Source organism: Kitasatospora sp. NPDC032121, from assembly GCF_055580145.1.
On the sequence record NZ_JBVILX010000002.1, the window covers coordinates 215,400 to 236,776 of the forward strand.

Genomic DNA, 21,377 nt, shown 5'->3' on the forward strand with positions numbered 1-21,377 from the left:
CACGCCCGCTCCCAGCAGCCCGAACCGGTCTGGACCGGCTCCGGAATCACCGTCATTCACTGTATGGAACCGCCGAGTTCCCCACCTTCCACAGTTGACTGTTTTTTAGCAACGAATTGCTCGACCATGAGCCACTTCGCACACGGGTTCTGTCATGTTCGAGCCAGCGTTCTCGACCCCCTGAACGCCTGGTCCCTTGCCGGCCCCCACAGCCGGCCAGAGGAGGATCCGTTGCGCCCCCGCTCCCTTGCCCTCGCCGCGGCGATAGCCGTGCTGCCGCTGACCGCCGTCTCGCTCGGTGTCTCCACCGCGCAGGCCGCCACTCCCAACGCCACCCCGCGCGTCGCCCTGCCGAACACCGTGAACCCGGCGGTGGCCCACTCGGAGAAGAAGGGCGACGTCCCGGCCGCGCAGCAGATCGCGGTGTCCGTCAGCCTGAAGCTGCGCGACGCCGACGCCCTGGACCGCTTCCTCACCGCCGTCGCCACCCCTGGCACCCCGGAGTACGGCCACTACCTGACGCCGGAGCAGTTCACCGCGCGGTTCGGCCCGACCCAGGCCGCCGTCGACCAGGTCAGGACGTACCTGGCCCAGCAGGGCCTGACCGTCACCGACGTGAGCGCCAACCGCCAGGTCGTCAACGCCCACGGCACCGCCGCCCAGGTCTCCCAGGCCTTCGGCACCCACGAGAGCTCGTACCTGGACCCGCAGCTCCAGCGCGCCTTCTTCGCCAACGACGCCGCCGCCTCGATCCCCTCCGACCTCGCCGCCGTGGTCCAGGGCGTCAGCGGCCTGGACAACCACGCGGTGCGCAAGAACCGCCTGGCCACGCCGAAGGCCGTCACCCCGAACACCGCGAGCGCCACCCCGAGCGGCATGGCCCCGGCCCAGTACACCGGTGCGTACAACCTCAACAAGACCGGCGCGGACGGCACCGGCACCACGGTCGCGCTGTGGGAGTTCGACGGCTACCAGTCCTCGAACCTGACCACCTACGACTCCCAGTACGGCCTGTCCGGCCCGGCCGTCTCCACCGTCTCGGTGGACGGCGCCAACTACGACTCCGCCCCCGGCCAGGGCCAGGGCGAGGTCGAGCTGGACAGCGAGATCGTCCGCGGCGCGGCGCCCAAGGCCACCCAGCTGGTCTACGAGGCGCCCAACAGCGACCAGGGCGAGATCGACATGGCCAACAAGATCGTGGCCGACAACAGGGTCTCGGTGATCTCGATCTCCTGGGGCTCCTGCGAGCCGGACACCACCGCCTCCTCGATGACGGCGGTCGACAACGCCTTCAAGCAGGCCGCCGCCCAGGGCATCTCGATCTTCTCCGCCTCCGGCGACGACGGCTCCCGTGACTGCACCCGCTCCACCAGCGGCTCCTCCGTCAAGGCGGTCGACTTCCCGGCCTCCAGCCCGCACCAGACCGGCGTCGGCGGCACCAACCTCAAGGTGTCCAGCGGCAACGCCTACTCCTCGGAGAGCGCCTGGAGCACCGCCGGCGGCGGCGTCTCCACCGTGTTCGCCAAGCCGAGCTGGCAGACCGGCACCGGCGTCAGCGGCACCATGCGCACCGTCCCTGACGTCTCCTCCAACGCCGACCCGGCCAGCGGCTTCGCGATCTACACGGCCGGCGCCTGGCAGGTCTACGGCGGCACCAGCGCGGCCGCGCCGCTCTGGTCCGGCTACGCGGCCCAGTTCAACCAGAAGGCCAAGGCCGTCGGGCAGCCGGTCCTCGGCGAGGCGAGCCCGCGGCTGTACTCGGTCGCGAACAGCAGCGGCTACGGCAGCACCTTCCACGACGTGACCACCGGCGCCAACCAGGACTTCTCCGCGAAGGCCGGCTACGACCAGGTCACCGGCTGGGGCTCCCCGGTCGCCGACGCGCTGACCACCGCCCTGCTCGGCGGCGGCACCACCCCGCCGTCCGGCGGCTGCACCGCCGCCCAGCTGATCACCAACGGCGGCTTCGAGACCGGCACCGCCTCCCCGTGGACCACCTCCAGCGGCGTGGTCGACAACAGTTCCTCCCAGGCCGCCCACTCGGGCAGCTGGAAGGCCTGGATGAACGGCTACGGCTCGGCCCACACCGACACCATGTCGCAGACCGTCTCGATCCCGGCCGGCTGCACCTCCGCCAAGCTGACCTTCTGGCTGCACATCGACACCGCGGAGACCGGCACCACCGCGTACGACAAGCTGACCGTCCAGGCCAACAGCACCACGCTGGCGACCTACTCCAACGCGAACGCCGCCGCCGGTTACGTCCAGCGCACCCTGGACCTGACCTCCTTCGCCGGCCAGACCGTGACCGTCAAGTTCACCGGCACCGAGGACTCCTCGCTGCAGACCAGCTTCGTGATCGACGACGTCGCACTGAACGTCAGCTGATCACCCGCAGGTAGCACCACCGAACCCCCGCCGGGGCGGCCGCCGTCATGGCCCGCCCCGGCGGTGTCCGTCCCGGCCCGCCGCAAGGGTGCGCGGGCCCGGATCGGCGGCCCGTGTTTCCGGACTGTTTCAAGATCGCTAATCCTTCGGTCCACCTGCCGTGACCACTGTCATACGCACGACTGATGACGTAGCCTCTCGACCGTGCATAGGGTTCCCCAAAGCTCGGTGAAGCCGCTGGCGGCGCGCCCCGGCGCCGGCCCGGTCCCACCGAACTCACCTGGTGGGGAGGGTCACCGCATGGCCGCACAGCAACCTCAGGACGCCGCGCGGCTGCGGCTGGTCGGATCGCACACGGAGCGTCCAGGACCACCCCCCGCCGCCGCCCCCGTCCCGGCGCCCGGCCGGCTCACCCCGGTCGGCGGCTTCGCGGACACCCTGCACCTGGCCATCGAGGCCAGCGGCCTCAGCCTGGACCGCATCCGCGCCGCCCTCGCCGGGCGCGGCGTCCGGGTCAGCGTCACGACCCTCAGCTACTGGCGGCGCGGCCGCAGCCAGCCCGAACGGGCCAGCTCGCTGCGCGCCGTCCACCTGCTGGAGGAGCTGCTCGGCCTGCCGCACAGCGCGCTCTCCTCGCTGCTCGGGCCGCCGCGCCCGCGCGGCCGCTGGGCCGCCGCGGCCAACACCTGCCACCTCGGGCTGGAGGACGTCTGGCCGGGCGAACAGCAGATCGCCGACATCTTCGCCGAGCTGAACGCCCCGCCGGCCGGCGAGCTGGAGCGGCTGAGCATCCACGACTCCTACTACGTGGACGCCGAGCGACGCGGCAACCTGCTGCGGATGCGCCAGGTGGTGCGCGCCACGGTCGGCGGCGTCGGCCGCTGCCTGGTGGTGCACATGGCCGACGAGGAGGCCGCCGGCTGCCCGGAGATCACCTCGGTGCGGCACGGCCGGCTGGGCCGGGTGCGCCGCCGCCCGGAGGCCGGACTGATCGTCGCCGAGCTGATGCTGGACCGCCCGCTCGGCCTCGGCGACAGCACGGTCTTCGAGTACGAGGTGGAGATCCCGCCCGGCGGCCCGACCACGGAGTACAGCCGTCGCTTCGCCACCCCGGTGCGCGAGTACGTGCTCCAGGTGCACTTCGACCCGGCCGCCGTCCCGGCGCACTGCGAGCGCTACGACCGCGAACCCGGCGCCGACGTCGACCACCGCCGCGAGCAGCTCTGGATCGGCGCCTCGGCGAGCGCCCACGTCCTCGCCCCGGACCAGCAGCCGGGCCACATCGGCATCCGCTGGGAGTGGGCGTAGCCCTCCCCGCGCCCAAAGCCCGAAGTCCCCAAGCCCCGTCGGACCGTCAGGATCCGGCGGGGCTCCGCTTGTCACGGGCGAGGCCGGCCCCGAACGCCCCGCCACGCCCGGGAGTCGCACCAGTCTCACCCGTTCGGCTCAACCCACCGTGACGCATCCCGCCCGCTTTGGGACTTTGGTCCCGGTAACACGCGGAATCGGCCAGGGAAGGCCACTCCTGTCCCGCCGTCAGGCGGTGACCGGACAGACCGCAGGAAAGAGGCGGAGCATGACCCTGACCGACCTGTCCCCGCTCATGGAGTTCGACGACGTCGAACCGGCGGAGGACTGCATATGCGGGGGCTGCAACGCCCGCAGACGCGCCCGGCTGCACGCCGCGCCGGTCCACGAGGACGGACACGCCGCCGCCCGCAGCGTCCGCCGCCGGGCCGCCGTGCTGATGGCCGCCATGGGCACCGCGATCGGCGGCGGGACGGCCGCCGCCACCGCGGCGCCCGCCCCCACGCCCGGCGACAGCAGCGCCACCCGCTCGCAGAACCCCCAGGGCGAGATCAGCGGCCTCTACGGCCAGGCGCCAGGGGCCCGTTCCCTCGCCGCCCCGCGCGCCGCCGCGACGCCGCTCACCCGGGCCCAGATCATCCAGCGCGCCCAGAGCTGGGTCGACCAGGGCGTGCCGTACAGCATGAGCCGCTACTGGTCGGACGGCTACCGCCAGGACTGCTCCGGCTTCGTCTCGATGGCCTGGGGCCTGAACAGCAGCCAGACCACCTGGACGCTGCCCGGCTTCGCCGAGCGGATCGGCAAGAACGACCTCCAGCCCGGCGACATCCTCCTCTACAACAACCCGGCCAGCCCCCAGGCCGGGTCGCACGTGACGATCTTCGGCGGCTGGACCGACTCCTCCCGCACCAAGTACGTCGCCTACGAGCAGACCGGGCCCTCCACCAAGAAGCGCTCCACCCCGTACGCGTACTGGAACAACTCCGGCGCGTACGTCCCGTACCGCTACACCGGCCTGTCCGCCGGCGGCAACGGCAACGGCGGCGGCACCTCCTCCACCGCCTTCCCCGGCGCGGACAGGTTCGGCCCCGGCGCCGACAACGCGTACGTCACCAGGCTCGGCCAGATGCTGGTGCAGCGCGGCGGCGCCGCGTTCTACTCCACGGGCCCCGGCCCCCGCTGGACGGACAGCGACCGCCGCGCCGTCCAGGCCTTCCAGCAGGCCCAGGGCTGGCGCGGCGGCGAGGCCGACGGCATCCCCGGCAAGGACACCTGGGACTACCTGGTCAACGGCAAGGGCCGCGACATCAACGGCGGCACCCCGCCGCCGCCCACCACCGAGGGCTTCCCCGGCGCCCAGTACTTCGGCCCCGGCCAGAACAACGACCACGTCCGGCGCCTCGGCGAACAACTCGTCCGCAAGGGCTTCGGCGGCTCGTACAGCGTCGGCCCCGGCCCGCGCTGGACGGACAGCGACCGCCGCGCCGTCCAGGCCTTCCAGCAGGCCCAGGGCTGGCGCGGCGGCGAGGCCGACGGCTACCCGGGCCCCGACACCTGGCGCCGGCTCTTCTCCTGACACCCCGCCGAGGCGCGGTGCCCACCCGGGGCGCCGCGCCTCAGCGCTTCCCCGACATCCAGTGGAAGAGGCCCATCGCGACACTGGTCGCCAGGTTGAAGCTGGACACCCCCGGCTGCATCGGCACCGCCACCAACCGGTCCGCGCGCGCCTTGAGTTCGTCCGACACACCGTGCCGCTCCGTACCGAAGGCCAGCAGCGCGTCGTCCGGGAAGGGCAGGTCCCGGATGTCCTCGCCCTCCGGATCCAGCACGAACAACGGCCCGTCCGGCAGCTCCGGCAGGCTCAACCGCTCGACCGCGGTCGCGAAGTGCAGCCCCGCACTCCCGCGCAGCACGCTCGGATGCCACGGGTCCAGGTCCCCGGTGGTCACCACCCCGGTGGCGCCGAACCCGGCCGCCAGCCGGATCACCGCCCCGACGTTCCCCAGGTTGCGCGGGTTCTCCAGCAGCACCACCGGCGCCTTCCGCGGCCGCCGCCCCAGCACCTCCCGGTTCGCCTCCGCACCGGGCCGCACCGCCAGCGCCGCCACCCCCGTCGGATGCAACCGCGGCACCAGCCCCCGCAGCACCGGCTCCGGCACCTCCACCGCGAGCCCCTCCAACGCCGGAGCGACATCCGGCGCCAACTCACCCGCCAACGCCGCCAGGGCCTTTCGGTCGACGGTCAGCACCCACCGCACCTCGCCGCCGAACCGCAGCGCGTGCTTCAGCGCGTGGAACCCGTCCAGCAGCACCGCCCCCGGCTCCCGCTCGGCCGCCCGCCACCCACGCACCAGCTCGTCCATGCCGTTCACTCTCCCACCTGCTCCCCGGGCCGCCCCAACGGCCCGCCCGCACCGCGGGCCAACCCGTCCAACCCGAGATCGACGACACCACTCACCCACCCCAGCGAGGGAAACATCCCCACCCGCAGCAACCACCCACCCCACCCCCAGCGAGGAAACCGTCCCCACCCCCAGCACCCACCCCCAACCCCTCCCACCCCGCCCCCAGCGAGGGGAAACATCCCCACCCACAGCAACCACCCACCCACCCCTCCCCACCCCAGCGAGAGGGACGCGCTGCGGGAGGGGGCGGCGGAGGGGGTGGGTGCGGAGAGGGGCGTGGCGGGTGATTTTCAGACTGCCAACGGTCTCAACACCCCACCGCCAGGGTTGGCAGTCTGAAAATCATCCAGCCCCCGGAGCGCCCACCCCCGGAGCCGCCCCCGGCCCCCCACCCTCCCGAAAGCCCCCCTCCCGAGAGCCCCCCTCCCCAGCCGACCCCCGCAGAGCCCGCTCCAGATCCCGAAGCGCCTGCCCCACCAACCGAGTCCCCGCCCTCACCACATCCCGCTGCACCCCCGCCGGAGCCACCGCCAACCCCTCCTCCAGCCACACCTGCGCATCCCGCACCGCCCGGAACTCCACCGGCTGCCCCGTCAGCATCGCCGCCGCCGCGAGCGCCGTCGCCAGCCGCAGCTCCTCCGCGTACGCCGCCGTCCCCGGGACGGGCTCCGCGTCCGCCGCCGGCAGGTGGGCCTCCAGCAGCACCGCCGCCCGCCCGAGGGCCCCCACCGCCGCCCGGGCCCGGTCGATCTGGCGCCGGCTCACCCCCTCCAGTCCGGACTCGTGCCGCCCCGGCTCGGCGTCGGCCCGCTGCATCGCCTGGTACAGCTCCGAGCGCGCCTCCCGCGAGTCCAGCAGCGCGCTCCGCACCGCCCGCCCGCGCGGCGCCGCCGGCTTCTCGTAGCAGGCGATCACCGCCCCCGCGTACCGTCCGGCCGCCGCCAGCCACTCGGCGAGCCGTTCGCCCAGCCGGGCGGTCTGCCAGGTCGGGAACAGCGCGTACGTGACGAGCGCGATCGATCCGCCGAGCAGGGTGAGCCCGACCCGTTCGACCGCCGTCACCAGCGGGTTGCCCTCCTGCAGCCCGAGCAGGAACACCACGTACGTGGAGATGCCGACGGTGGTGAGCGCGTACCCGGTCCGGAACGCCAGGTACGACCCGCCGATGCAGACCACCGCCAGCGCGGCCAGCACCCACTCCCCGGGGTGGGTGAGTTGCACCACCAGCGTCGAGACCGCGACCCCGACCACCGTCCCGGCCAGCCGGGCGACGCCCCGGCTGTAGGTCTGGGCGAAGTCCGGCCGCATCACCATCGCGGCGGTCATCGGCGCCCAGTACCCGTGGTGGAACCCGATGAGCCGGGCCAGCAGGTAGGCGACGGTGACGACCCCGGCGAGCCGGACGGCGTGCTGGAAGATCGCCGAACGCGGGTGCAGCTGCCGCCGTACGGCCCGCGCCGCGACCGGCAGCATCCGGGCGATGGTCGGCTTGTGCAGAGCTCCCCCGGCCCCGACCACGGGGGTGGTGATGGTGTCCTCGTCGTTGCGGTCCAGGGTGTCCGCGGCCTTGCGCAGCAGCCCGCCGAGCCGCCGGGCGGAGCGCCGGGGTGCCCCCTGGAGCCGCGGTCCCTCGTCGCCCGGGCCGACCAGGGTGAGCGAGGGCGCGGAGCGGGGCAGCCGGACCGGGTCGCCGGTGCGGATCGCCCGGGCGAGGGCGTCCATGACCTCGGCGGCGGCCGCCAGCACCTCCCGGGCCCGGTCCCGCCCCGGCCCCTCCTCGGGGGCTCCCACCTTGGGGTCGGCGAGGGCGGCGAGCGTGGGCCGGATGCGCTCGGCGATGCCGCGCAGGCCGCGCAGCTCGGGCGGCCGGTGGCGGTCCTGCCAGGGGGTGAGGGCGGCCGCGTGGCGGGCCGTCATGAACGGCTCCGGGTCCACGTGCGCGGTCGGGTCCTGCCGCAACCTCCTCGCGTAGTCGGCGAGTTCGGCGTAGGTGTCGGCGAGGGCCTCGCGCTGGGCGGTCCAGCTGCCGATCGGCCAGACGGTGATGACGGTAGCCTGGACGACCCCGCCGAGGGCGGCGACCAGCCCGTGGCCGAGCGCGGTGCCCACGCTGACCGGGAGCTGCACGACGATCAGCATCACCGAGACGGTGTTGGTGGCGACCACCCCGGCGGTGGGCCCGATCGCCCAGGCCAGCCCGGCGCCGAAGGCCCACACGGCGAGCAGCACCGGGAACAGCCCGGGGACGCCGGCGGCCAGGTAGCCGAGGAAGGTGCTGATGCCGAGTCCGGCCCCGGCCGCGACGGCGAGGCTGGCCCGGGGCCGGAAGCTGCGCTGGAAGGTGGCCGAGCCGGCGATGAACGCGCCCATCGCGGCCGAGGTGGCGAGCGCGACCCCGCCGAGCGCGAGGGTCGGGAAGAGCACCAGTGCCACCGCGACCGCCCCGCGCAGCGCCCGCTTGGGGTCGGTCAGCGCCCGGTCCAGGGTGAGCCCGGTCCGCGCGGTGTCACGAAGTGCGGCGAACCAGGACATAGCGACATCCTAGGCGGGAGACCTCCGCCGGATTCGACTCAGCCGCGCCGCCACCCACAGCAGCGCCCCGGTCGGCAGGAACACCGCGTCCGCCGCGATCATCGCGAGCGAGAAGACCGGCAGCCCGAGCACCACCGCGATCCCCGCGTGCTCCAGCATCATGACGGCCAGCAGGACGTTCTTGACCCGCCGGTTGACCAGCGTGAACGGGAACGCCACCTGGAGGATCACGGTGCCGTAGGAGATCAGGAAGACCGGCAGGAGCGCCGAGCCGACCAGCGCGGACAGCCCCGGCCAGGGGGTGAAGTAGTCCAGGTGCAGCGGGTAGTACAGCGCGGTGCCGTCCTGCCAGCGCGAGCCCTGCACCTTGTACCAGCCGGCCGTGGCGTAGATCAGCACCACCTCGACGGCGATCACCAGCATCGCGCAGTTGTGCACCATGTTCGCCAGCGCGTCGAACACCGCCCGCGGTTCGCCGTCCGGCCGCAGCCGGCCGAGCGTCCACCACAGCCCGGCCACCGCCCAGAGCCCCCAGAACAGCGGCGACCAGCCGAGGTACGGGAAGGCCCGGTCGGTCCAGGTCAGACTGTCGCCCGCGAAGCCGCCGAACTGACAGGCCGCCAGGGCGGCCCCGAGCACCGCCCAGAGCACCACCCCGGTCCGCCCGGGCCCGGGCCCGCGGGCGTCCAGCGACCAGACCTCGGCGCAGCGGGTGAAGACCAGGTAGACCGCCATCAGGTGGACGACGTTGTCGCCGCCGTCGCCGAGGAAGACGTCCCGGTTCTGCAGGGACAGCACGGTGACCAGGAACAGCACCGTGCTCGCCCTGGTCCGCCAGCCCAGCAGCACGGCCAGCGCCGCCAGCACCGCCAGGTGGTAGACCAGCTCGGACCAGAGCCGTCCGCCGAACCAGGGCAGCACGGTGAACGCCCCGTTGTCGGTCAGCAGCCGCTCGGCCAGCTCCATCGACCAGGGGGAGCGGTCGCCGTACAGCACCCGGCGGTGGGGCCACTCGCGCAGCAGGTGGGCCAGCCAGACCAGTCCGAAGCCGATCCGCACCACCGCGGCCTGGTGCCGGCCGAGCGGCCGCCCGGTGAAGGCCGCCATCGCCCGCCCCAGCGGCGCCCGCGGCCCACGTGCCTCCGGCACCGCCCCGGCCTGCCGCGGCACACCGGCGGCCGGCCCCGCCCCGCCGGACGTCGCGGCCCCGTCCGCCCGGTCGGCCCGCACCGTCGCCTCGTTCATCCGAGCAGCCCCCGGTAGTCCTCGTCCGACACCGACCACCACGGCAGCTCCCGCACCCGGGGCGCCGGCGGCGCGGGCTCGCCGCTCCAGGACGGCGGCGGGACGGTGGTCGCGGTCGACCGGAACCGGATCTCCACGATCCGCCCGCCGTCCGTCTCCCGGCCGATCCGCTGCAGGGCGATCCGTTTGAGGTACTGCTCGGCGAGCCGGCCGCGCGGGGAGGCCGGGGTCTCGTCCTGCGGGTTGTGGGTGCCGTCGTAGAAGTCCCAGGCCCGGCGCAGCAGGTTCTGCTCGACGTGGCTGGGCGCCGGGTTGCCCCGTATCGCGGCGACGTCCTGCGCGGTCAGCCCGATCCAGTCCCCGGTACGGGTGGCCCCGTCGGCCCCGACGGTGCGGACCCGGGCGTCCACGCCCACGTTCTGCTGGAGGGGGTTGGGCGCGAACAGCTTCCAGTTCTGCTCGAACTCCGGGTACACCACGCCGTCGACCTCGTCCCGGTACTGCCGGGACACCGAGTTGGCGGGCGCGACGTGCAGGAACACCGCGGCGAGGAACAGCCCGGTGCCGCCGGCCAGCACCACCCCGGCGAAGCCGAGGACCAGCTGCGCGGGCCCGGACCAGGCCCGCCCGGCAGCCGGCCGGTGCGTCGTCTCGGTCATGGCCTCCCCGCCCGGTCGGCGGGCGCCGCCGGCCCGGTGCCGGCGCGCTCGCGCGCCCATCCTGCCGCACGGCGCGGGCGCACGGCGCGGGCGGCGGGCGCCGGGCCGCCGGGGAGCCGTCAGAGGACGAAGGCCTCCTGGCCGGTGCTGCTCACCATGGGACGGCCCGCGCTCTGCCAGGCGTACATCCCGCCGTCCACGTTCACCGCGTCCCGGCCCTGCTGCACCAGGTACTGGACGACCTGCGCGGAGCGGCCGCCGACCCGGCACAGCACGTACAGCTTCTCGTCCGGCAGCTCGCCGAGGCGGGCGATCACCTCGCCGATCGGGATGTGCAGCGCGCCGTCCACGTGGCCGGCGTCCCACTCGTCCTGCTCGCGCACGTCCAGCAGGGCGGCGTCGGCGGGCACGGCGGCGGCGTCGGAGGAGGGGATCTGCGGGAACATCGTGTGGCTCTCCTGGGGTTCGGTGGGGTGCGTGCCATTGTCGCCCACCGGCGCCGCACCGTGGCGGCCGGAGGCCGGGCCGCCGAGCAGCCGTTCCAGCTCGGCCTGCCGTTCGGCGGCCTTGGCCAGCAACTCCTCGGCGAGCTGCTCCAGCAGCCGGTCCGGGTCCTGCGGGGCGAGGGCGAGCAGTTCGCCCATCGGGGTCTGCTCCAGCCGGACCTGCTCGGCGGCGGTCTCGGCGATCTTGGCGGTCAGCCAGTCCAGCCGGCGGCGCAGCCAGTCCGCGCGGTCGGGGGCGTCGACGGCGGGCGCGGCCTCCGGCGCGGTGGACCACTCGGCGGCCAGGGCGCCCAGCGCGGTCGCGTCCCCGTACGCGTAGGCCTCGTTGACCCGGGCCAGGAAGGCGGCCCGGCGCTGCTGCTCGTCCGGATCGGTGGTCAGGTCGGGGTGGGCGCGGCGGACCAGCTCGCGGTAGATCCGCTGGGCCTCCTTGCCGGGCCGCACCCGCTCGGGCGCGGCGGGCGGCGGCGGGGCCGCCTCGCCCTCCTGGCCCGACTGCTCCCGCACCGAGTCGAACAGCGCGTCCAGGTCGGGCAGTTCCTCGACCTGCCGACGCGCCTCGGCGGCCCGGCGCAGGTCCTCCGGCCGGCCGGTGCGGGCCGCCACGGCCTCGGCGACCAGCGCGTCCAGCTCGTCCAGCCGGGCATAGAGCGGGCCGAGCAGCTGGTGGTGGATCAGCGCGAAGTTGTCGATCTCGACCCGCAGCGTCTGCACGTCCACGTCCATGCTGAGCCAGGCCAGCTCGGCGGCGGCGACCCGCTCCTCGAGTGCCTGCTGCTCCGGGTCCGTCCAGCGGGCGGGGCTCTGCGCGCTCACTTCTCGCCTCTGTCTCGTCCGGGCGGATGCGTCCTGCGGACCACTCGTACGGGCGGTCCGGCCTGCCACCCTACCGTCGTGTTCGCGGGCCTCGTCCGGATGAACCGGAGGTGCGGACCGGCGCGCGGCACGCGACACGCAACCGATCCTGAGGAATCTCCCCGTTTCGGTGTCGAGCCCGGCCCGGTCCGTGCTTCGCTGGTATCCGCACAGCGTGCCTTCCTCCGGAGATACGGCCGCCCCCGGGCGCGGCGGCCAGGCGGGAGCAGAGCGAATCCATGGTGGCCGAGTCCAACTCCACACCGCGGCCGGCGGGCGACGGAACCGCGCCGGGCGACCACCCGACGGGTGTGGCCGCCCTGGTCAGGCTGGCCCCCGTCCTGGTCGACCGGTCCGGCCGGATCACGCAGTGGGGGAGGGCCGCCGAGGAGCTGTTCGGCCATCGTGCCGACGTCGCCCACGACCGCCCGGCCTTCGGCCTGCTGCCCGCCCTGGAGTCCCGGGTGCGCGAACGCTGCTCCGTACGCCGCCACTGCGACACCTTCGGCACCCTCGCCGAACGGACCGCCGACGGCCGCCCCTGGACCGGCCGGCTGACCGTCACCGACCGCGAGGAACACCAGCGCGACGTGCTCTGGTGGGCCTACCCGCTGCCCGGCCCGGCCGGCGGACTGCTGGCGCTGGCCGCCGACGCCCGCCCGCTGCGCTCCACCGGACCGCGGCTGGCGCTCGGCGAGCGGCTGCTCCCCTTCACCGCCGCACCCGGCGCCCGGGGCGGCTTCCACTCCCTGGCCGCGGCGCTCACCCCGGCGGGCCGGCCGGTGCCGGAGCACCTGGCCCGACTGCTGCCCGCCGCCCACCGCACGGCGCTGCTGACCGCGCTGGAGCGGGGCGGGCTGCCCGCCCTGCGGCTGGACCCGGCCACCGTGCTGCCGGTCCTGCCCGCCGACGCGCAGACCGGTACGGCGCACGCGGCCGCCGGTCTCGGTCGCCGCTACCCGACGCCGCAGCAGCGCGCCGCCCGGGTCGGACCGCCGCCGCAGCCCGAGCAGGGCGCCCCCGGCCGCCGGCCGACCGGCCCGCTGCCCGTCCAGCGCGAGGCCGCCGAACGCCCCGCCGTCCAGTCCGCCGTCCGGCCGGTGCCCGCCGTCGCCGGCGCGGCGGGCGGCGGCCCGACCGTCCCTCCCCCCGCCACCGGCCGGGAGGTGCCACCGCCCACCGCAGGAGCCGTCGCCATCGAGTACACCGCCGTCGAGCCGTCCACCACCGACGGCCGCCCGCCCGCCACCGTCCCGGTCCCCGCCCCCGCCGTTGGCGAGGGCCCGCCCGGCGGCCGACTAGGCCCCTTCCTCACCAACGGGCAGGCCGGCGAGCAGCTGGCCCTGCTGAACGAGGTCGGTGGCAAGGTCGGCACCACCCTGGACCTCGGCTTCACCGCCCACGAGCTGTGCCAGGTGCTGGTCCCCCGGGTCGCCGACTTCGCCTGCGTGGACCTGGTGGACGGGCTGATCTCGGATTCCGAACTGCCGGCCGCCCGCCCGGACGACGACACCATGCTGCGCCGGGTCGCCCTGGTCTACAACGAGACCGGCGGCGCCTGGGACCACGTGCTCTCCGAGGGTTCGCTGGTCAGCATGCCCCGCCGCACCCCGCCCGGGATGGCCCTGCAGCTGAACCAGCCGGTGCTGGTCCCGGTGGTCAGCCCGGACGTCGCGGTCGACTACGCGATCGCCCTCGGCGGCGCCCGGCTGGCGCCGGTGGTGACCGGCCGGTCGATGCTGGTCGTCCCGCTCTCCGCCCGCGGCACCGTGTTGGGCATCCTCAAGCTGCTCCGGCTGCCGGACCGCGCCCCCTTCGACGAGAGCGACGCCGCGACCCTCAAGGAACTGGCCGTCCGCGCCGCGCTGTCACTGGACAACGCCCGGCTGCACCGCGCCGAGGCCCGGGTCGCCACCACCCTGCAGCGCTCCATGATCCCGACCCGCCCGCCGCAGATCCCCGGCGTGCAGGTCGCCCACCGCTACCTGCCCGGCGACCCCAAGGCCGAGGTCGGCGGCGACTGGTTCGACGCGATCCAGCTGCCCGGCAGCCGGGTCGCCCTGGTGGTCGGCGACGTGATGGGCCACGGCCTGCACTCGGCGGCCGCGATGGGCCGCTTCCGCACCGCCATGCAGACCCTCGCCGCCCTGGACCTCCCACCCGGCCAGCTGCTGCGCCACCTGGACAACCTGGCCCACAAACTCGGCGACGACCACCTCGCGACCTGCCTGTACGCGGTCTACGACCCCATCAACCGGACCTGCGAACTGGCCAGCGCGGGCCACGTCCCACCCGTCCTGGTGCACCCGGACGGCACCGGCGAACTACTGGAGATCCCGGCCGGCGCACCGATCGGCGTCGGCGGGGTGCCGTTCGTCGCCAAGACCATCGACGTCTCGGACGGCTCGATGCTGGTGCTCTGCACCGACGGCCTGGTCGAGGTGCGGGGCGGGGACATAGGAGCCGGCCTGGCCGCGCTCTGCGGCAACCTGATCGACCCGCAGCAGAGCCCCGAGCAGGCCTGCGACGAGGTGCTGCGACGGCTGCACTCGGACGACCGCAAGGACGACGTCGCCCTGCTGGTGGCCCGCTTCGACGGGGTCGCCCCGTCCGAGGTGGCCACCTGGGACCTCACCGTGGACCACCGCGAGGTCGGCCGGGCCCGCTCGCTGGTCCGCGAACAGCTGGCCGGCTGGCACCTGGAGGCACTCAGCGACACCACCGAACTGCTGGTCAGCGAGCTGGTGACGAACGCCGTACGGGTCGCCCGGGACACCGTGAAGCTCCAGCTGATCCGGGTGGACAAGCTGCTGGTCGAGGTCAGCGACGACAACCACAACCTGCCCTCGCTGGAACCGGCCGAGCAGCTCGGCGAGACCGGCCGCGGCCTCACCCTGGTCACCAAGCTCGCCGAACGCTGGGGCACCGCCCGCAAGGCGGTGGGCAAGGTCGTCTGGTTCGAACTCCCGCTCCCCCACGCCTAGGAGCGGGGGCCCGTCCGGAACGCCGAACGGCCGCGTACGGGACCCGTACGCGGCCGGCGAAGCGCGATCAACGCCCGTCAGGGGATGACGGCCCCCGCCGAGCGGCGCCGCCGGGCCTCCACCGCGACCTCCCGGGAGGCGGCCGCGGCCACCGAGGTGGCGGCGCCGACCCCGGCCAGCACCCTCGGCCAGAAGTCCCCGAAGACCTCGACCGAGACGGCGATCAGCAGCGCGGTGATCACCGCGACCACGTGCTCCAGCCCCGCCAGGTTGGGCAGCACGACGGCCTCGCCGATCATCACCGCGACCACCAGGCCGGCGGTGCACCAGGCCCGGCTGCGGAACGCGACGCAGATCGCCAGTGCCACCACCGCGGCCGAGGGCCCGGTGTCCCGCACGTAGGCGACCCACTTCGGGAAGCCGAACAGGTGGTGCGGGCCGATCGCCACGCCGACCCGGGCGAACAGCGTGCCCGCCAGGGTGCAGGTGTAGGCGACCACCAGCGTCATCCGCCGGCCGAGCACGATCTCGGCGATCGCGAAGACCACGAACACCTGGGCCAGCGCCCCCCAGACCGGAAGGTCCAGCGCCGGCACGTACAGGGAGAGCGGGGTCCGCAGCAGCGAGACCTCCAGCGGCAGCGCCGCCCGCACCACCCCGATGTTGTTGACGAAACGCTCGCCGCCCGGCAGGTGCTGGACGATGCTGAACAGCAGGATCAGAAACGTCGCCACCGTGGCCAGCGGGGCGGCGGCGAACTTCCTTCGCACCACCGCGTCCCGGACCGTCACGAACAACGTTCCCCACTCGGCGACAGCGGCCGATCTGACGATTGCCAGCGGCCCCTTTCGCACGCCCCCCGCGTGGGTCCTGTGAATCACAACCGTTTCTCCGCATCCCCGGACTCTCGACTACTCCAACATTAGAAGCCCGCTGACAAAGCCACATCGGCACGGATGGGGAGCCGCGTCATCCTCTGGGGGGAGGCAATACCCCCATCGGCCCCCCATTTCGACCGACCGGTTCCCTCCGCCCCCCGACGGAGGGCTACCCCTTCCCGTCCCGGGCCGTCACCGGGACCCGGGGCGCCACCACGGCGGCCCGGGCGTGCCGGCGGCGGAACAGGGCGGGCAGGCTCGGCGCGACGATGAATCCCTCGGCGCGCGCGCTCGCGATGCCGATCCGGGGAATTTCGCTGCTCTTCTCGAAGAGCAGGTAGCGCGGTTCCCAGATCGGCCGGTACTTGGCATTGGCGCGGTACAGCGACTCGATCTGCCACCAGCGCGAGAAGAATCCCAGGGTCGAACGCCACAGCCGCAGCACCGGACCGGCGCCGAGGCGGGAACCGCGCTCGAAAACGGAGCGGAACATCGCGAAGTTCAACGACACCCGCTTCAGCCCGACCTCGTCGGCCCGCTGCAGCAGCTCGATGACCATGAACTCCATCAGGCCGTTCTCGGTGTCCCGGGCCCGGCGCATCAGGTCCAGCGAGAGCCCGTCCGGGCCCCACGGCACGAAGCTCAGCAGCGCCTTGAGCTCGCCGTCCCCGTCGTGGCACTCCAGCATCACGCAGCGGCCGTCGCCCGGGTCGCCGAGCCGGCCGAGCGCCATCGAGAAGCCGCGCTCGGTCGCCCCGTCGCGCCACTCGTCGGCCTTCGCCACCAGCTCGGCCATCTCCGCATCGGAGATGGACTCGTGGCGGCGGATCCGCACCGTGTACCCGGCCCGCTTGACCCGGTTGTACGCCTGCCGGACCACCCGCATCGCGCGGCCGTCCAGCGAGAACTCGTCCAGCTCGACGATCGCCTCGTCGCCCAGCTCCAGCGCGTCCAGTCCGTGCCGGGCGTAGATCACCCCGGCCTCCTCGGAGGCGCCCATCACGGCCGGCGCCCAGGCGTGCTCGCGGGCCTCGGACAGCCAGGCGTCGATCGCGCCCGGCCAGGCCTCCGGGTCGCCGATCGGGTCGCCCGAGGCGAGCGAGACGCCGCCGATCACCCGGTAGGTGACGGCCGCCTTGCCGCTGGGGGAGAAGATCACCGCCTTGTCCCGGCGCAGCGCGAAGTAGCCGAGCGAGTCCCGCTCGCCCTGCTTGTCCAGCAGGCCGCGCAGCCTGGCCTCGTCCTCGGCGGTGAGCAGCTCCTTGCCGCGCGGGCTGCGGAAGGCCACGTACAGCACCAGCAGGAAGAGCACCGCGCCCATCGCGTTGATCGCGGCGTTCACCCAGGTCGGTGCGGCGATCACCGAGCGCAGGTGCTCGGACGGGGTGATCGTGATCATCCGGCCGACCGAGTACCGGAACAGGTCCCAGAAGCCGGCGCCGGAGAGCTCGTTGGTCAGCCAGACCAGCAGCGCGCCCACGCCGCCGCCGAACGCCAGGCCGCCGACGAAGGTGGCCGCCGCCGTCTTCGGATTGGAGCTGTCGCCCTTGGAGGTGAACTCCCTGCGCCCGATCAGCAGCGCCAGCACGAACAGGCAGGTCAGGACGGTGGAGATGTAGTTGAGCGGGTGGGTGTCGAAGCGCTCGGACGGCACCAGCATGGCTGCCAGGTACAGCAGCGCGAACATCCCGCCGAGCGCCGTGTTGAAGATCCACGCGGCACGCTTGCGCCGCCGCATCGCGATCGCGAGGAACACCGACAGCACCGCGCTGCCCAGGCCGGCGGTCATCAGGTACGGGGTGAAGTACTCACCCTCGTTGTGCTCGTAGACCTGGTCGCGGAAGGGCACCAGCAGCACCGTCGCCACGTTCAGCAGCGCGATGAGCCGCAGGTACCAGACGGAGGCCGCGGCGGCCCTCGGGCGCCAGCGGTCGAGCACGTCTCCGGTACGGGGCCCATGGGACGTGGCGGACGGCTCCGACTTCACAGTGGACGACACAGCTCAATTCCAAACGATCAGATGGTGGGGCGCATCCGCGAACGGCCCGGCGCCGGGCGCCCGCTCGGGCCCGACGGACTGACCGGTGACCTCCCCCGGCCGACCGCCCGATTGGAGAAGCGGCCGGAAAAGAGTCAGCCAACTCCATGGTTCACCACCGAAGCTGAAAATTGCGTGAACCGGGTAGCGGATTCCCACCCCCGCCGAACGGCGGGGGTGCACACCCCCCGGACGTTCGGCACCCCGCCTCCGTAGCCCCTACGCTCGAGACGACCCACGCGGACCGCCCCGACCCGGCCGCCCGAACCGAGGAGGCACCATCACCACCACCCGCGTGCTGATCGTCGACGACGAGATCCTGGTCCGCTCCGGCCTGGGCCTGATCGTCGGCTCCGCCGCCGACCTGGAGGTGGTCGGCGACTGCTCCGGCGGGCAGGCCGAGGAGCACGTCCAACGGCTGCGCCCGCACGTGGTGCTGCTCGACATCCGGATGCCCGACCTCGACGGCATCTCGGTGCTGCGCCGGCTGCGCGCCCTGCCCGACCCGCCGGCCGTGGCGATGCTCACCACCTTCGACACCGACGAGTACATCGGCACCGCGCTGCGGGCCGGCGCGGCCGGCTTCCTGCTCAAGGACACCGCCCCCGACCAGCTGGTGCACGCCGTCCGGGTGCTCGCGGCCGGCGGCAACATCCTCTCCCCGACCGTCACCCGCACCGTGATCGGCGGCTACGTGGACGGCGGCGGCCCGGACGCCGAGGCCACCGCGCTCGCCCGCACCCTCACCGGCCGGGAACTCGACGTGCTCTCGCTGCTCGGTGAGGGCCTGTCCAACGCCGAGATCGCCGACCGGCTCTTCCTCGGCACCGGCACGGTCAAGGACCACATCAGCGCGATCCTCGGCAAGCTCGGCGCCGCCAACCGGGTCCAGGCCGCCGTACTGGCCCACCGGGCCGGCCTGGTCCGGCCCAAGCCCGGCGACGGGGCATGACGGCCGCCGACCACCTGCCGTCCAGACGGCTGCCGGCCTGGTGCACCGCGCCCTGGCTGATGCTGCTGCTGCCCGTCCTGTACTCCCTGCTGGACGCCGCGCTGGTGGCCCGGGAGGCCGCCTGGTGGCAGGTGGCGCTGTCCACGCTGGCCGCCGTCGCGCTGTTCCTCCGCCGCCGCTTCCCGGTGACGGCACTGCTGCTCACCATGCCGGGCAGCTGGGTGGACGAGATCTGGCTGGCCCCGATAACGGCCGTCTACTCGGTGGCCGCCGAACGCCCCCGCCCCCGGATCGTGATCCCCTGCGGCATCCTGTTCGCCCTGGTCGAGTTCTTCCACTGGCCGCTGCCCGCGAACCTGATCGACCTCAGCCGGGCCACCGCGCTGGACGCCATCCAGGCCGTGATGCTGGCGGCCGGCCCGGCCGCCACCGGTCTGCTCGCCCGCACCCGGCGGGAGCTGGCCGTCCGCCTGGACGAGCTGACCCGCGGCCAGGAGCGGGAGAGCCGGCTGCTGGCCGAGCGGGTGCTGATCAGCGAGCGCGGCAGGCTGGCCCGGGAGATGCACGACGTGGTCTCGCACCAGGTCAGCCTGATCAGCATCCAGGCCGGCGCGCTCCAGGTGAGCAGCCCCGACCCGGCCGCCGTGACCGCCGCCAGGACCATCCGAGAGCTGTCGGTACGGACCCTGGACGAGCTGCGCCAGATGGTCGGGGTGCTGCGCGGCACCGGCGGACTGCCGGACGCCCCGCTCGCCCCGCAGCCCCGGCTGGCCGACCTGCCCCGGCTGATCGAGGAGAGCGGCCTGGCCGCCGACACCGAGCTGGTCCCCGGCGACCGCCCGTGGCCGGAGGCGGTGGAGCGGGCCGCCTACCGCACCGTCCAGGAGGCGCTCACCAACATCACCAAGTACGCCCCGGACGCGGAGGTGCACGTGCGGGTCCGGGCGAAGGGCCGCCGGCTGCGGGTCGAGGTCCGCAACGAGGCCCCGCCGGTGCACCCGGCCGAGACCCTGCCGGGCGGCGGCCACGGCCTGGTCGGCCTGCGCGAGCGCGCCCAGCTGCTGGGCGGCACCCTCACCGCCGGGCCGACCGCGGACGGCGGCTTCGAGGTCCGCGCCGAGCTCCCGGCCGGTCACGGCTGATCCGGCCCGCCCCCGAAGCCGGTGCGGCCGGGCCCGGCCCGTTCGGCCGAAAACGAGAAAGCCCCGCAGATCCGTAGATCTGCGGGGCTTCGCTGTGCGCGAGGGGGGAGTTGAACCCCCACGCCCTTTCGGGCACTGGAACCTGAATCCAGCGCGTCTGCCTATTCCGCCACCCGCGCATGGGTGTCGTCTTCGTTGCCGACCGATCTTCCGAACCGCTCGGTACCATCGGTACTTCGCGCTTCCTTGGACCGGCCTCCCTTCCGGGCGGCCCTTCCGACGTGGAAAACATTAGCACGACCTGGGGGACTACTCCGAATCCGTTGTCCGGGGAGGCCTACGGCATCCGAACCGATGCCGACGAACACCCGCACGACTGCCGTAAGGGTGCTCCGACGGGGACGTCTGGCGTGCCGTACCCGAAATGCGTCACCCTGTGTGTCCGAGCCCACCCCCGGGCACCACACGGTCCGGGAACCGTACGGAAGGGCCCGGCGTGGATACGATCAGTACGGAAGTACCGCAAGTAGGAGGCGCGACCGGGTCCCGGGCGGGATCCGGCCGGCAGGCAGGCGAACGAACCCTGGAAGGGGGTGCCCCATGGGAGTGCTGAAGAAGTTCGAGCAGCGGCTCGAGGGTCTCGTCAACGGCACCTTCGCCAAGGTGTTCAAGTCCGAGGTCCAGCCCGTGGAGATCGCCGGCGCGCTGCAGCGCGAGTGCGACAACAACGCGAGCATCTGGAACCGCGACCGCACCGTCGTGCCGAACGACTTCATCGTCGAGCTGAGCCCGCACGACCACGAGCGGCTGAGCCCCTACTCCGGGCAGCTCGGCACCGAGCTGGCCGGCATGGTCCGCGAGTACGCGGAGGCCCAGCGGTACACCTTCATGGGCCCGCTCCAGGTGAACCTGGAGAAGGCCGACGACCTGGACACCGGGCTGTACCGGGTGCGCAGCCGCACCCTCGCCGCCGAGGAGCCCCCGCAGCAGCAGTACGCGCCGCCGCAGCCCGGGTACGACCGCCCGCCGGCCGCTCCGGCCCCCGGCGCACCGTGGCAGCAGCCCGGCGCCGGCCAGTACAACGCGCCCCCGCCGCCGGCCGCGCCCCCCGCGATGCCCCCGGGTCCGCCCGCGGGCGGCAACGTCCGGGCCTTCCCGGGCGCCGGCCACGGCGGCACCGCGGTGCGCCGCTGGATCGAGGTCAACGGCTCCCGGCACCAGATCACCGGCTCGGCCTGCGTGCTCGGCCGGTCGACCGAGGCGGACGTGCGGATCGACGACCCCGGGGTCTCCCGCAAGCACGCCGAGATCCGCCCCGGCACCCCTTCGATGGTGCTCGACCTGGGGTCCACCAACGGCATCGTGGTGGACGGACAGCACACCCAGCGCGCTACGCTCCGCGACGGCTCGCGAATCGTCGTGGGCTCCACCACCATCGTCTACCGGCAGGTCGAAGGGTAGTGTCCGAATTGTTCGCGCGCCTCG

14 protein-coding genes and 1 tRNA gene are annotated in these 21,377 nt (G+C 73.9%); 7 read left to right on the plus strand and 8 right to left on the minus strand.

Annotation, left to right across the window (positions count from 1 at the left end):
- The first annotated feature begins 231 nt into the window (after positions 1–231).
- The 3 genes from ACZ5OX_RS06850 (at position 232) to ACZ5OX_RS06860 (ending at position 5,272) form a co-directional block, all read left to right on the plus strand.
- Positions 232–2,388 carry a S53 family peptidase gene (locus ACZ5OX_RS06850; RefSeq protein ID WP_465629054.1) on the plus strand — a complete coding sequence of 719 codons (2,157 nt, stop codon included), beginning with the start codon at positions 232–234 and terminating at the stop codon, positions 2,386–2,388.
- Positions 2,389–2,688: 300 nt separating this feature from the next.
- Positions 2,689–3,696 (plus strand): XRE family transcriptional regulator, encoded by a 1,008-nt coding sequence (locus ACZ5OX_RS06855; RefSeq protein WP_392881404.1) that lies wholly within the window; start codon positions 2,689–2,691, stop codon positions 3,694–3,696.
- A gap of 268 nt (positions 3,697–3,964) precedes the next feature.
- Complete coding sequence (locus tag ACZ5OX_RS06860; RefSeq protein WP_465629055.1) at positions 3,965–5,272, plus strand: peptidoglycan-binding protein; 1,308 nt, start codon at positions 3,965–3,967, stop codon at positions 5,270–5,272.
- 40 nt (positions 5,273–5,312) lie between these two features.
- Here ACZ5OX_RS06860 and ACZ5OX_RS06865 read toward each other — a convergent pair whose 3' ends face one another.
- From ACZ5OX_RS06865 to ACZ5OX_RS06885, 5 genes are all read right to left on the minus strand, one after another.
- Positions 5,313–6,059, minus strand: coding sequence for a TrmH family RNA methyltransferase (locus ACZ5OX_RS06865; RefSeq protein WP_465629056.1), 747 nt, complete (start codon positions 6,057–6,059; stop codon positions 5,313–5,315).
- A 384-nt stretch (positions 6,060–6,443) separates the two neighbouring features.
- Positions 6,444–8,633: an FUSC family protein gene (locus tag ACZ5OX_RS06870; protein ID WP_465629057.1), complete on the minus strand. Its 2,190-nt coding sequence runs from the start codon at positions 8,631–8,633 to the stop codon at positions 6,444–6,446.
- 9 nt (positions 8,634–8,642) lie between these two features.
- Positions 8,643–9,878, minus strand: a complete 1,236-nt coding sequence (locus ACZ5OX_RS06875) for an HTTM domain-containing protein (protein ID WP_465629058.1) — start codon at positions 9,876–9,878, stop codon at positions 8,643–8,645.
- Positions 9,875–10,537: a DUF5819 family protein gene (locus tag ACZ5OX_RS06880; protein ID WP_465629059.1), complete on the minus strand. Its 663-nt coding sequence runs from the start codon at positions 10,535–10,537 to the stop codon at positions 9,875–9,877. The genes ACZ5OX_RS06875 and ACZ5OX_RS06880 overlap by 4 nt, the downstream gene beginning before the upstream one ends.
- A gap of 119 nt (positions 10,538–10,656) precedes the next feature.
- Positions 10,657–11,859, minus strand: coding sequence for a rhodanese-like domain-containing protein (locus ACZ5OX_RS06885; protein ID WP_465629060.1), 1,203 nt, complete (start codon positions 11,857–11,859; stop codon positions 10,657–10,659).
- 278 nt (positions 11,860–12,137) lie between these two features.
- Between ACZ5OX_RS06885 and ACZ5OX_RS06890 the strand changes: the two genes are divergently transcribed.
- Entirely contained in the window at positions 12,138–14,882 is a 2,745-nt protein-coding gene (locus tag ACZ5OX_RS06890) for an ATP-binding SpoIIE family protein phosphatase (protein ID WP_465629061.1), read from the plus strand.
- Between the two features lie 77 nt (positions 14,883–14,959).
- Here the strand turns inward: ACZ5OX_RS06890 and ACZ5OX_RS06895 are convergent, their stop codons facing one another.
- A complete protein-coding gene (locus ACZ5OX_RS06895) occupies positions 14,960–15,673 on the minus strand; it encodes a hypothetical protein (protein ID WP_392868717.1) in 714 nt (237 codons plus the stop codon).
- 256 nt (positions 15,674–15,929) lie between these two features.
- Positions 15,930–17,699 (minus strand): phosphatidylglycerol lysyltransferase domain-containing protein, encoded by a 1,770-nt coding sequence (locus ACZ5OX_RS06900; protein ID WP_465629062.1) that lies wholly within the window; start codon positions 17,697–17,699, stop codon positions 15,930–15,932.
- Positions 17,700–18,096: 397 nt separating this feature from the next.
- Between ACZ5OX_RS06900 and ACZ5OX_RS06905 the strand changes: the two genes are divergently transcribed.
- Entirely contained in the window at positions 18,097–18,750 is a 654-nt protein-coding gene (locus ACZ5OX_RS06905; protein WP_234348583.1) for a response regulator, read from the plus strand.
- On the plus strand, positions 18,747–19,892 hold the full coding sequence (locus ACZ5OX_RS06910) for a sensor histidine kinase (protein ID WP_449787905.1): 1,146 nt from the start codon (positions 18,747–18,749) through the stop codon (positions 19,890–19,892). Before ACZ5OX_RS06905 ends, ACZ5OX_RS06910 begins: the two co-directional genes overlap by 4 nt.
- 95 nt (positions 19,893–19,987) lie before the next feature.
- On the opposite strand, the gene ACZ5OX_RS06915 is transcribed toward ACZ5OX_RS06910, so the two are convergent.
- A tRNA-Leu gene (locus ACZ5OX_RS06915) sits at positions 19,988–20,071 on the minus strand.
- A 421-nt stretch (positions 20,072–20,492) separates the two neighbouring features.
- On the opposite strand from ACZ5OX_RS06915, the gene ACZ5OX_RS06920 reads away from it, so the two are divergent.
- Positions 20,493–21,353, plus strand: a complete 861-nt coding sequence (locus tag ACZ5OX_RS06920; protein ID WP_392868713.1) for an FhaA domain-containing protein — start codon at positions 20,493–20,495, stop codon at positions 21,351–21,353.
- Positions 21,354–21,377: the final 24 nt, after the last annotated feature.